At 61.1% G+C, this 12,764-nt stretch carries 10 protein-coding genes and 1 tRNA gene; 5 read left to right on the plus strand and 6 right to left on the minus strand.

Annotated elements, in window-relative coordinates; translation table 11 throughout:
• Positions 1-320: 320 nt before the first annotated feature.
• The 3 genes from AB6B38_RS03125 (at position 321) to lon (ending at position 5,144) form a co-directional block, all read left to right on the plus strand.
• A complete protein-coding gene (locus AB6B38_RS03125; protein WP_371394282.1) occupies positions 321-941 on the plus strand; it encodes an ATP-dependent Clp protease proteolytic subunit in 621 nt (206 codons plus the stop codon).
• Positions 942-1,179: 238 nt separating this feature from the next.
• Positions 1,180-2,457: an ATP-dependent Clp protease ATP-binding subunit ClpX gene (gene clpX, locus AB6B38_RS03130; protein WP_371394283.1), complete on the plus strand. Its 1,278-nt coding sequence runs from the start codon at positions 1,180-1,182 to the stop codon at positions 2,455-2,457.
• Between the two features lie 290 nt (positions 2,458-2,747).
• Entirely contained in the window at positions 2,748-5,144 is a 2,397-nt protein-coding gene (gene lon, locus AB6B38_RS03135) for an endopeptidase La (RefSeq protein WP_371394284.1), read from the plus strand.
• A gap of 1 nt (position 5,145) precedes the next feature.
• Here the strand turns inward: lon and AB6B38_RS03140 are convergent, their stop codons facing one another.
• The gene (locus tag AB6B38_RS03140) at positions 5,146-6,636 is read right to left on the minus strand and encodes a phytanoyl-CoA dioxygenase family protein (protein WP_371394285.1); all 1,491 of its coding nucleotides are present in this window, start codon (positions 6,634-6,636) and stop codon (positions 5,146-5,148) included.
• Positions 6,633-7,292 (minus strand): peptidylprolyl isomerase, encoded by a 660-nt coding sequence (locus tag AB6B38_RS03145; protein WP_371394286.1) that lies wholly within the window; start codon positions 7,290-7,292, stop codon positions 6,633-6,635. The genes AB6B38_RS03140 and AB6B38_RS03145 overlap by 4 nt, the downstream gene beginning before the upstream one ends.
• Before the next feature lie 279 nt (positions 7,293-7,571).
• Between AB6B38_RS03145 and AB6B38_RS03150 the strand changes: the two genes are divergently transcribed.
• A complete protein-coding gene (locus AB6B38_RS03150; protein ID WP_371394288.1) occupies positions 7,572-8,744 on the plus strand; it encodes a bifunctional chorismate mutase/prephenate dehydratase in 1,173 nt (390 codons plus the stop codon).
• Positions 8,745-8,827: 83 nt separating this feature from the next.
• A tRNA-Val gene (locus AB6B38_RS03155) sits at positions 8,828-8,903 on the plus strand.
• A gap of 35 nt (positions 8,904-8,938) precedes the next feature.
• Here AB6B38_RS03155 and AB6B38_RS03160 read toward each other — a convergent pair.
• The 4 genes from AB6B38_RS03160 to AB6B38_RS03175 form a co-directional block, all read right to left on the minus strand.
• Positions 8,939-9,631 (minus strand): sugar transferase, encoded by a 693-nt coding sequence (locus AB6B38_RS03160; protein WP_371394289.1) that lies wholly within the window; start codon positions 9,629-9,631, stop codon positions 8,939-8,941.
• A 175-nt stretch (positions 9,632-9,806) separates the two neighbouring features.
• A complete protein-coding gene (locus AB6B38_RS03165) occupies positions 9,807-10,781 on the minus strand; it encodes a polysaccharide deacetylase family protein (protein ID WP_371394290.1) in 975 nt (324 codons plus the stop codon).
• On the minus strand, positions 10,696-11,496 hold the full coding sequence (locus AB6B38_RS03170) for a methionyl-tRNA formyltransferase (RefSeq protein WP_371394291.1): 801 nt from the start codon (positions 11,494-11,496) through the stop codon (positions 10,696-10,698). The genes AB6B38_RS03165 and AB6B38_RS03170 overlap by 86 nt, the downstream gene beginning before the upstream one ends.
• An 11-nt stretch (positions 11,497-11,507) precedes the next feature.
• Entirely contained in the window at positions 11,508-12,752 is a 1,245-nt protein-coding gene (locus AB6B38_RS03175; protein WP_371394292.1) for a glycosyltransferase family 4 protein, read from the minus strand.
• Between the last annotated feature and the right edge of the window lie 12 nt (positions 12,753-12,764).

A 12,764-nucleotide genomic window follows, 5' to 3' on the forward strand; every position in this document is an offset into this window, starting at 1 on the left:
GGCTCCGCCCCGTCGCTCCTCGCATAGGCTCGGACGCCCGTTCGGGCTTGCGGCGGCCAGAGGCCGCCGAAAAGGGCGACCGCCCGCCCGCGACTGCCTGTGCCCGCGCAGGCGGGTATTCGCGGAACATCGCAGCCCGGATGGGCTGCGGAACTGAAAGACCGCTTAACTGCCTTTGACAGCCTGATGAACACCGGGTCCGCTTGCGGGTCCGGTGTTCGCTTGCCAAATTGAGCAAAGCCTACCAGCTTGCACTTCAAGGCGTTGCCCGTCCGGGTGTCCGCGCCAGTACCAATGCACTTTTCCGAACGGAGCCGGTGATGAGAGATCCCCAGGACGTGATGATGAACCTCGTTCCCATGGTCGTGGAACAGACCAGCCGGGGCGAGCGTGCGTTCGATATCTACTCGCGCCTCCTCAAGGAGCGCATCATCTTCGTGACCGGCCCGATCGAGGACCATATGGCCAGCCTTATGGTGGCCCAGCTGCTGTTTCTTGAGTCGGAAAACCCGAAAAAAGAGATCGCCATGTATATCAACTCGCCCGGCGGCGTGGTGACGGCCGGTCTCGCGATCTACGACACGATGCAATACATCTCCTCGCCGGTGGCGACGGCCTGTATCGGCATGGCGGCGTCCATGGGATCGCTGCTGCTGGCCGGCGGTGAAAAGGGCATGCGCTTTGCCACGCCCAATGCGCGGATAATGATGCACCAGCCCTATGGCGGCTTTCGCGGCACCACAGCCGATATCGAACGTCATGGCGAGGATCTGGTGAAGATGAAGCGGCGCATGTACGACATTTATGTGCGCCATACCGGCCAGGATCTGGCGACGGTGGAGAAAACGCTGGACCGCGATTCCTATATGAGCGCGAACGAAGCAGCCGATTTCGGCATCATCGACACGGTCTATGAGCGCCGGGCTGAATCCAAAGCCTGACAAAATTTCGCCGCCGTTCACCTGTTGTTTTGAAACCGCAGTTTACGCTGCGGGCAGCACCTCGCGCTTGATTGACATGCGCGCTGGTGATCGAATGGCGTTGAAGGGAAACCTTTCGTCAAGCTCCGGCCCTGATCTTGCAGGGTAGTTTGCCGGACTGATTCCGGTGGCAGACCGGCGCAGATGACGGATCAGGTCCCTAAGTTAAGACAAACGGGCGCTGCCGATTGGAGCGAGCATGACCAAGGCGACCACAGGCGACGGGAAGAGCACCCTTTATTGCTCCTTCTGCGGCAAGAGCCAGCATGAGGTGCGCAAGCTCATCGCCGGGCCAACCGTGTTCATCTGCGATGAATGCGTTGAGCTGTGCATGGATATCATCCGCGAGGAGAACAAGACCTCGCTGGTGAAGTCCCGCGAGGGCGTGCCCAGCCCGCAGGAAATCTACCAGGTGCTGCAGGATTATGTGATCGGTCAGGCGCACGCCAAGCGCGTGCTGTCGGTGGCCGTCCATAATCACTACAAGCGCCTGAACCACGCGGCCCAGAACGCCGATGTGGAGCTGTCCAAATCCAACATATTGCTGATCGGCCCTACGGGTTGCGGCAAGACGCTGCTGGCCCAGACGCTGGCGCGCATCCTGGATGTGCCGTTCACAATGGCCGACGCCACCACACTCACCGAAGCCGGTTATGTCGGTGAGGACGTGGAAAATATCGTCCTGAAACTGCTGCAGGCGGCGGACTATAATGTCGAGCGCGCCCAGCGCGGCATCGTCTATATCGACGAAATCGACAAGATCAGCCGCAAGTCTGACAACCCCTCCATCACGCGCGACGTGTCGGGCGAGGGCGTGCAGCAGGCGCTCCTGAAAATCATGGAAGGCACGGTGGCCTCCGTGCCGCCGCAGGGCGGGCGCAAGCATCCCCAGCAGGAATTCCTGCAGGTGGATACCACCAACATCCTCTTCATCGTGGGCGGTGCGTTCGCCGGCCTTGAGAAGATCATCTCCCAGCGTGGCAAGGGCTCTGCGGTCGGCTTTGGCGCCGATGTGCGCGATCCTGATGCGCGCCGTCAGGGCGATGTGCTGCGCGATGTGGAGCCGGACGACCTGCAGCGCTTCGGCCTGATCCCGGAATTCGTCGGCCGTCTGCCCGTCATCGCGACGCTGGAAGACCTGGATGAGGCTGCGCTCATGCAGATCCTCACCGAGCCGAAGAACGCGCTGGTCAAGCAGTATCAGCGCCTGTTCGAGATGGAAGGCGTGGGCCTCTCCTTCACCGAGGATGCGCTGATCGCCATCGCCCAGAAGGCCATTCTGCGCAAGACCGGCGCGCGCGGCCTGCGCTCGATCATGGAGGGCATTCTGCTCGACACCATGTTCGATCTGCCCAGCCTTGAGGGCGTGGAAGAGGTCGTGGTCAACGCCGAAGTGGTCAATGGCGATGCCAAGCCGCTCTACATCTACTCCAAGGCGCGCGCCAAGCTGGAAGAGGCACCCCGTCAGGGCGCTTAAGCAGCCAGTCTGACACTGACGCAAGGATTGACGCCCCGGCTTTCCGCCGGGGCGTTTTTCGTATCAGCCCCTCCCTTCAGGGGCAGGAAGGGGAGCGCTCAGATTGTCAGTTGCCGCTCTGGCAGCGCCGCGCCTTGAACCTGCGGCCTTCACCTTCCACTTGTTGTGCAAGACGAAGCGCGCGAGGCTAGGTGCGTAGCGCGCCGTTAAACCCTTTGGCGGACCCTTCCAGGAGGGTTCCGGCTGTGAAGCGGGCGATCCGACCTGCCACGGCCCACGGAGACAGACAGATGACTGAGACCAAGACACTGCCGCTGCTGCCCCTGCGCGACATCGTGGTGTTTCCCCACATGATCGTCCCGCTGTTTGTGGGACGCGAGAAGTCCGTGCGCGCGCTGGAAGAAGTGATGCGCGGCGGCAAGCAGATATTTCTGGCTACCCAGAAAAGCGCTGGTGATGATGATCCCAAGCCGGAAGCGATCTATGAGTTCGGCGTGCTGGCTTCCGTCCTCCAGCTTCTGAAGCTGCCCGATGGCACCGTGAAGGTGCTGGTTGAGGGCTCGCAGCGCGTTACCATCAAGGCGTTTACCGACAACCAGGCGTATTTCGAGGCTGAAGCCGAGCTGATCGACGAGGACACCGGCGCGCAGTCGGAAGTCGAGGCGCTGATGCGCGCGGCTGCCGACAAGTTCGATGAATATGCCAAGCTGAACAAGAAAGTGCCGCCCGAAGCCCTCTCGGTTGTCAGCGAAATCTCGGACGCGGCCAAGATGGCCGATACCATTTCAGCCCATCTGGCGGTCAAGCTGACCGAGAAGCAGGGCCTTTTGTCCAACCCGAATGTGGTGGCCCGTCTGGAGACGGTTCTCGGCCTGATGGAGGGCGAGATTTCCGTCCTGCAGGTGGAGAAGAAAATCCGCTCCCGCGTCAAGCGGCAGATGGAAAAAACCCAGCGGGAATATTACCTTAACGAGCAGATGAAGGCGATCCAGCGCGAGCTGGGCGAAGGCGATGATGGCCGCGAGGAACTGGCCGAGCTTGAGGAGCGCATCGCCAAGACCAAGCTCTCCAAGGAGGCGCGCACCAAGGCCGATGCCGAGTTCAAGAAGCTGCGCCAAATGAGCCCGATGTCAGCGGAATCCACCGTCGTGCGCAATTATCTCGACTGGCTGCTCTCCATTCCGTGGAACAAGCGCAAGCGCTCGAAGATCGACCTGACCAAGGCGCAGACCACGCTCGATAACGACCATTACGGTCTTGAGAAGGTCAAGGAGCGCATTGTCGAGCATCTGGCCGTGCAGTCACGCACGAAGAAAATCCGCGGGCCGATTCTGTGCCTTGTCGGCCCTCCGGGTGTCGGCAAGACCTCGCTTGGCCGCTCGATTGCGGAGGCCACGGGGCGCGACTTCGTGCGCGTGTCGCTGGGCGGCGTGCGCGATGAGGCGGAAATCCGGGGTCACCGGCGCACCTATATCGGCTCCATGCCGGGCCGGGTTATCCAGTCAATGAAAAAGGCCAAGCATTCCAACCCGCTCTTCCTGCTGGACGAGATCGACAAGCTGGGCGCCGATTATCGCGGCGATCCGGCCTCGGCTCTGCTGGAGGTGCTGGACCCGGAACAGAACGCGACGTTCAACGACCACTATCTGGAAGTCGATTACGACCTTTCCGACGTGATGTTCATCACCACGGCGAACACGCTGAACATGCCTCAACCGCTTCTCGACCGGATGGAGATCATCCGTATCGCGGGCTACACCGAGGATGAAAAACTGGAGATTGCCCGGCGTCACCTCATCCCGCGTCAGCTGAAGAACCACGCGCTGAAAGACGGCGAATGGTCGGTGAGGGACGATGCTCTGCGCGATGTCATCCGCTACTACACCCGCGAATCCGGCGTGCGTAATCTGGAGCGTGAAATGGCGCGCCTCGCCCGCAAGAGCGTGGTTAAGCTGGAGAAGGGCGAGACCGACAAGGTGGTCATTACGCCGGAGAGCCTGGAGGGCTTCCTGGGCGTGAGGAAATACCGTTTTGGCGAGACCGAGGAGGCAGACCGCGTCGGGCTCGTCACCGGGCTTGCCTGGACGGAGGTTGGCGGCGACCTGCTGACCATCGAGGCTGTCACCATGCCCGGCCGCGGCCAGATGAAGGTCACAGGCAATTTGCGCGATGTGATGAAGGAATCCATCTCGGCGGCGAACTCCTTCGTGCAGTCGCGTGCGCCGTCGGTGGGCATCAAGCCGACCATTTTCCGCCGCACCGACATTCACGTTCACGTGCCCGAAGGCGCAACGCCCAAGGACGGCCCGTCCGCCGGCATTGCCATGGTGACGGCCATCGTCTCTGCTCTGACCGGCAATCCGGTGCGCAAGGATGTCGCCATGACCGGCGAGGTCACGCTGCGCGGCCGCGTCCTGCCAATTGGCGGGCTGAAAGAGAAGCTGCTCGCGGCGCTGCGCGGCGGGGTGAAGACCGTTCTCATCCCTCAGGAGAACGAGAAGGACCTCACCGAAGTGCCCGATAATGTGAAGCAGGGCCTGACCATCATTCCGGTGGAAACGGTCGATCAGGTGCTCTCCATCGCGCTGGCCGAGCCTGTCGAGCCGGTGGAATGGACCGAGGCCGACGAGGCGGCTCTGGCTGCCCTGCCGTCATCTGGCGAGGCGGGCGAGGCAAGGGCGCATTAGGCTAATCAGATGGGGGCCTGTCCTTCGGAGCAGGCTTCCCGTCTGCGGCCTGACTTTGTGCGCGCCGCCCTCTCACATAAACCTGCCTTAGCGCCTCGATGGCGGTCATAAACACCATGGCCAGGGCTTCGGGGTCCCGCTTTGACGCCTCGTCGTCGGAAAGGCTGTCGAGCCGCTCGATGCGGACCATTGCGCTCTCGAACATGCGTTCGCAATAAACCGCGTCCGTGTCATCAGGACGTGCTCCGGCGGCATCGACGAGCGCCTTGTACAGTTCGGGCAGCGTTGCGGCGTCGGAGCGGGCATTGATGGAATTTGCAATCATTCCAGCCAGTTGCCGCAACGGTTTGACGGCTTCACCGGGGGCAAGCAGCCGCGCCCGTTCGCATTTCTCGAATGCCAGGTCGATGGGGCCGTTGTCAGCCGCGACCGTGGTGTAGGATACGGCTCCGGCCCCGCCATCCTGTTCCAGCTTTTGTAAGGCGACAGCGTGACGCTTCTCCAGCCAGGCAGTCGTTTGTGGCCCCAGACCGCGCCGCCGCCCCGCATATCGGTGCATCAAGGTCGTGTCGGGTGCGTTGTCGGGCAGGCTCTCTGAATAATGACGCCGCAGAACTTCCGGGTAGTTGCGTGGCACAGGAAAAATTCGTGGCGGAAAGGTAGCGAGTTCGGATGGGTAGAGCGTGAACCGGATGGTCATCAGCTGCCGGCCCGTCGTGTTCGGCCAACGCCCGTGCCAGGCGTCGTTGAGAAAGAAATACACATCGCCGGGCTTGCCGATGATCTCGGTTCGCCTCGCCTGATAGATGTCCTTCAGTGAGCTGTTCGCAGGTAGCTGTCTGGTCTTGTCGTCTGGCAGGCGCTTGTATTTCGACCGGCGTGAGTGACCGAATTCATTGGTAAAGTTGCCGGTCGGCGATAGAGCAAAATCCCATTGGGGTGCAAACGCCTCCCATTGCGTGCCCGGTATCACGGCTGTCCCGCCAGAGCCGGGCGTGGTCATGTTGTCGAAGAAAATCCCGAAATTGCAGGCACCAAGCGTGTCGCGATGCCATCCGTGCGGGATCTGGAAAGTGTCCACCTCGTCATTCTTGCCCGAGGAGATGCGTACGAGATCCTGACGAAGCTGGTAGTTGGGGCCCACAACCCGCCGTATCATTTCGGCGACCGGCTCGTTTTCAAGAATGTCTGCGATCAGCCTAGCCGTCCGCGCCGACTTTGTTGATGGAGAGCCGATCGTCCACATGAGGTCGGTCAAGGTTGAGTTGTTGGGAGGGTATTTGGGCGTGCTGTGCTCTGCCCGTTGCCTGTCCTGGAGATCAGCGTCGAACAACGCCTGAAGCTGATTGCGCGCGTTCAGCACCCGGTCTTCCGGGAAAAAGTCCCGGACAGTGACGTAGCCATCGGAGTTTACCCTCTGATAAAGGCAGTCTGCCGATGCCTCGTTTGCGGCTATTCCATAGCTGAATGCCGGTTGGTTTTCAGCGCTCATTGTTGTCCCCATGCGTCGGCGTCCACAACCCGCACGCTCTCGATCCGCACTGGCTCCACGATGAATTGCGGGTACTGGAAATCTTCCGGTGCGTCATCTAGGCCGGTTTCCTGCGCCGCGATGGCCCCCACCACCTCCATGCCGGATGTCACCTGACCAAAGACCGCATAGCCCGCCTCATCGGGGTTGCGCCGTCCGGGGCCTGAATCCAGACCCGGATAGTCATCGGCCATGATGAAGAATTCTGTGGTGGCTGTGCCCGGATCAAAGCGCGCCATGGAGATGGCACCGCGAACATGTGACAGACCGGTCTCTTCTGTCGCTTCATGGGCAATACCGGCGGCGCCCGGCAAGCCGTCAAAGCCATAACCACCCTGGATGAGATGCATGGGCTCCACGCCGGGCCGGTCATTGTCCGGCCGCACCGCGCGGTAGAAGGAGCCCCCATCATAATGCCCCGCCTGCGCATGCTCGACGAAGTTGGCGACGCTGACGGGCGCGGCATCGGGATAAAGCTCCAGGCCGATCACGCCAGCTGACGTGACGATCTCGGCATGGATCACCTGCGATTGCGGCGTGCCATACCCCTCCTGGCCATCTGGCGGCGAGCAGGCGGCCAGAGCAAATATGGCGAGCGCGAGGACGGAGCGGATCATGGCGGCGTGCTTCCTGTATCGATGGATATGACAGCAGCGTTTCACGCGCGGGCAAATAAGCCAAGCCATGTTGCCATGGCCCGTTGACCCGGCAGCAATTCCCGCCCACAGTCACCCCATGAGCACTCGCAGCATTTTTGCCACCCGCTATTATTTCGGCCTCTTTACCGGGGGCGGGTGAAATCTGCGCGCAAACAAGCAGCCAGACGGATTTCACGGCCCCCTCCATCAAACCGGACGGGGCCGTTTTTCATTTCAGGGACAAGAGGGCAGGGTGCCATGACCACAGAGAGCAACAACCGGACCGAAGAGCGCGCAAGCCTGCGCGCCGCCATCGACCAGACCGATGCAAACCTTGTGCGCACGCTGGTGGAGCGGCGCAGGCTGGCCGAGACGCTGGGCGCGCTAAAAGCCGGTGATGGCGCGCTGGTGCGCGATGTGGAGCGCGAGCGGGCGGTTCTGGACCGGGCGGTCGCTCTTGGCCGTCAGGAGGGGCTGGACGAGGGTTTTGTCGAGAAGCTGTTCCAGCTCATCATCGACGATTCCTTGCGCCGTCAGCGCGCGGGGCTGGACGCGCGCGTGCGCACCGCCACGCTGAACGAGGCCAAGGTGGCCTATCTTGGCGGGCCGGGCAGCTATAGCCAGTTTGCAGCCGACGCGCATTTCGCCGGGCGCTACTCCGCCGTGATGCCGGTTATCCAGCGCGAGTTCGCCGGTATTTTTGAAGCGGTCGAAAAGGGCGAGGCCGATTACGGCTTTGCTCCCATCGAGAACACCACGACGGGCGGCATTGTGGAGGTCTACGATCTCTTGCGCGATACCAGGCTGAAGATTGCCGGGGAGCATCATTACCGCGTGGAGCACTGCATTGTGGGTAAGGCGCACGATCTGGGCACGGTGCGCACCGTGCTGGGTCACCCCCAGGCGCTGCGCCAGTCCCAGCGCTTCTTTGCCCGTCACCCGGAGCTGAAAACCCGCGCGGTGAGCTCGTCCACCGAGGCGCTCAACGAGGCGCTGACGGGCAAGCCGGATATTGCCGCCGTGGCCGGGCGCGATGCGGCGCGCCTGTTCGGCCTGAATGTGATCGATGACAGCGCCTCCGACCACCCCGAAAACTATACGCGTTTTGTGGCACTGGCGATTGATCCGGAACCGGCCTCACCCTTGCTGTCGTGCAAGACATCGCTGGTGATCGTCACCTCCGATGCCGCCGGCTCGCTCGTCAGTGCGCTTGACGGCTTTCGCAAGGAGGGGGTCAATCTCACCAAGCTGGAGAGCCGGCCCATCGCCGGAAAGCCATGGCAGCAAATGTTCTTCCTCGATCTCGACGGGCATGAAGAACACCCCAATGTCGCGCGGGCGCTGAAAAACCTGCACAGCCATGCGGTGTCTGTCCATTCGTTCGGGTCTTACGGGTCTGACCGGTTGGAGCCTGCCGCGCGGGGCGGCTGATCGCGCCGGGCGGGAGAGCTGGTCTGATGGCAGCGCGGCGATTGCCCGCGCGCGCAAGCGGCGCTAAACAGCGGCTTCTGGAAGGGTGGTTAGCTCAGCTGGTAGAGCAACTCGTTTACACCGAGTAGGTCGGCGGTTCGACCCCGTCACCACCCACCAGGCTTCCCCATTTGCCGGGCTGGCAGCGTTGCGCGCTAAAGCACGCCCGCACGCGAGATGACGACCTTCACCGTCCGCCAGAGAATCCACATATCGAGGCTCCACGACCAGTGATCGGTGTAGAACTGGTCGTAGCGGGCCTTGCGGCGCGGCGTCAGATTATTGCGCCCGCTGATCTGGGCAAGGCCGGTAAGGCCGGGCCGGGACAGCTTGCCACTGGCAATCCGCAGGCGCTCATACACGGCCGGATCGCTAGGCAATAGCGGGCGCGGGCCGATCAGGCTCATCCTGCCAGTCAGCACCGGTATCAGCTGGGGCAGCTCGTCCAGGCTGGTCCGGCGCAGGAACTGGCCGGGCGCGGTCATGCTGGAGGCCGCATTGGCGAACTGTTCGCGCGGATGAAGCGGCGCATCGGCCCGCATGGTGCGGAATTTCGGCATCGCAAACGTGCCGCCACACCCGTTATCGCGCGCCGACCAGAAAAGGACCGGCCCCTGACTGGTCAGCCTGACGAGCAGGGCTGTTGCGCCGAGCAGGGGAAGGGTGAAGATCAGGGCCGTCCCGGCCACCAGCAGGTCAAAGACACGCTTGCCTGCGCCGCCAGTATCATAGCGGGGCCGGGCACGCGCCCGGCGGCCAGACATACCGCCAGCGGGACTCTGCTGAAGCACCAGCAGGCCGTCTGCATCCCTCCCCAGAAGAGTGCCGCGATCGTCCATTCCAGCCATGTTTCCCGCCAGTGTCCCGCGAGAAGCGTGACACTTGCTGCGCCTGCTCCGCAATCTGAATCGCCCCAGCCTGTGGATATCCCGTCCAATTCCACCACTTTAATGGAGGGATGTTGCATTTGCGTAACGTTTCGTTAACCGGTTGGCTGGGGCGGGAGGGAAGGACACGGAGGCGTTAATCCGGCAAGCAGCGAGGGTCGCCGTGAACCTCGTCCGCGACAAACACGCGGGGAGCAGCGGCCCAGTCGACATGACGATCGGCGCCGGCAAGGTCGGTAAACTGGTATCGCTCAAGAAGCCGCTCCAGCTTGGGCAGCGCCCCGCGCAGGCCAACATAGGCTTTAAACCGGCGGATCGCTGACAGCCCCTCCAGAACCGGCTGGCCGGGATCGAAATCTCTCGGATGAAAATAGGTCATCACATAGGCGGTATCGCCCACCCAGCGCTCCAGCAGGAAGCCGGGAATGAGGCGGAAATATCCGCCACCTGTGAACACAAGGCGTTGGCCTGCTATTTTGCGGGTGTTCATGGGAAAGGATTTGAGAGCACCCGATGGCGTATCAATCCAGTGCGGCGTGGCATGGTCAAAGCCGGGAAGGCCGCCATGCGCCCGTGGCGCGGGGAACACCGAACTGTCGATCTCGAACCCCTGGCTTGCCAGTATGTCAAACGCCCAGGGTGTGGCCCCGGTAATGGAAAAGCCTGGTGCGCGGTAGGCGCGCACCCGGCCCCCAATCACCTGTTCCAACAGGTCTTTGGACTCGCGCACCTCGTCGGCGAATGCTGCGGGCGTCTGGCGATAGACCAGCGAGTGAACCATCGAATGAGAGCCCACTTCATGGCCGAGTTCGGCTATTTTGCGGATTTCCTTTGGAAATTTCCTGGCGATCCATCCAAGGCAGAAGAATGTGGCGGGCTGGTCAAGCTGCTCCAGTGCTTCGAGGATCAATGCGAGATTGCGCTGAAACCGCGACTCGAACCCCGGCCATGCCGTGTGATCGGCAGTCTGGGGAAGGTCGAGGAGATGAAACCAGTCCTCAAGATCGAAGGTCAGGACCCGTATGTCAGAAGAAGCGTGCGCCCGACCGTCTGAACTGGTCGACATCCTTTCTTGTCGGGAACGAGAAGTAGGTCGCTTCTCCGTCATCATTGGGCAAGGTCTCCGTTTCTCCGGCGTGAATTTTTTCCAAGGCTTCGCAAATCGCATCCATGCCTATGATCTTGCTGTAGCGTATCAGGTCGCGTTGACTCATTTCTCCGATCTTGAAGCGTTTTTGCACCAATATTGGTCCGGTATCGATCCCTTCGTTTACAAAAAAGACCGAGACACCGGTTTCCTCTTCTTCGTGCCGAAGGACCCAGAAGCTGGGCATAAGACCTCGATATTTGGGCAGTAGCGCGCTGTGCAGGTTGATACACCCGTAAGGTGCGATATCGAGCAGAGGCTGTTTGAATATCTCGTTTCCGGCAATCGAAACCAGGACATCGGGAGAGCGGGACCGTATCGCCTCCAGCGAGTCCGGGTGGTTAATCGACCGGGACAGGCGAAGTATTTCAACGCCGTTACGGCGCATGACTGCAGCCACCGTCCAGTTGATGCGGAATTTTGATATGACAAAATGAGCGCCGTAATGAAGGCAGAACCAAAACCCAAAAACATTATAAGTTTTCTGTAGTTTTTTAAAAAAGCTTTCTTTCTTCCCAAATGGGGACACGGAAAGCAGAACGCAGCTCGTTACATTGATATTATCTGACAATTTGCTGAACAGGTACTTGAAACTATCTCCCAGGAAGAATGGATCGTCCTGAGTAATGATAACGGCGCGCAACGGCCGCGTTCGGCTTGTCTGGCTGTTTTCGGGCATACTTGTCTCCGTCAGGGTCGAGAGGCGCGTGTGTTAGCGGTTTGGCTGAGAATGGCGTACATGCGCCGGGCCAGATTCGCGCGGTCATAACGTTCGGCGGACACGAGGCATTTTTCCCGGAAAGCCTCCAGCCGTTCCGGGGCCGCTGCCAGCTCTGCTATCCTCGCGGCCAGCTCGCCAGCATCTTCAGGTGTGACGGTGAGACCGACGCCTTTGCGCCGCACGATTTCGGCCGACTCGCCCTCGACGGCGTGCAGCACCGGTATTCCCATCGCCATACATTCGAAGAGCTTGGAGGGGATAACGGTCCTGAAGAGCGGATCGCGTCTGAGGTGAATGATTGAGACGTTCAGAAGAGCCCAATAGTCAGGAACCTGGGCTTTGGGCACGCTATCGAGAAACACAACATTGGTAAGCGAACGTCTGGCGGCATTCGCTTTCAGGTCTGCTTTCCGGGCGCCGTCTCCGAGAAGGACTATCCTGACATGGTCCGCGCCCGGCACCGACTGAAGTATCTCGGCAGCATCCAGAACAGTTTCAAGCCCGTGCGTCAGGCCGTGTGTGCCCACATACCCTGCTACAAACCTGCCCTCCAGCCCGAGCGTGCGCGCCAGATCCAGCGGTTTGGGCGACGGTTTGAAATGGGCAAGATTGGCACCGTTCGTCACGACATCGATCTTGTCCGCATTGATGCCGCGGGCGGCAAGTTCTTCCTTGAACGAGTGTGTAACGGCGACGATCCGGGTGGCCCGGCGATAAAGGAACATCTCCAAGGCTTCGAGCAGGGAAAGGACGCGGCCATTCTTGATGGCCCCCACGGTCTTGATGGTTGCTGGCCACAGATCACGCAGTTCGAATATCCACGGGCGGCGCTTGGCGAGGCTGACGAGAAACGCGCTGATTGCCGTGAAGAATTGCGGCGATGTACCGATAATGACGTCCACCTTGCGCACGCCGAACGAGGCGATGAAGGAGGACAGCATGAAGCTCACATAGTCCAGCGTACGCTTGTAGAAGCCTTCATTGGCGGTGATGTAGGTCCACACGCGGATGACGCGGATTCCGTCCATGTCCTCAACGCTGCGCAGCCGGTTTTTGTATCCGTCGAACACCTTGCCTTGCGGGAAGTTGGGGGCACAGGTGATGATCGTGACCTGCGCGCCCTGCTTCACCCATTCGCGGGCATGCTCGTAGGTGCGGCTGGCGGGCGCATTCACCTCAGGCGGAAAATTGTCGGTGAGGAAGAGGATGTGCATGCGATCCGCTCC

This window comes from Glycocaulis abyssi (assembly GCF_041429775.1).
Taxonomy (GTDB): Bacteria; Pseudomonadota; Alphaproteobacteria; order Caulobacterales; family Maricaulaceae; genus Glycocaulis; species Glycocaulis abyssi.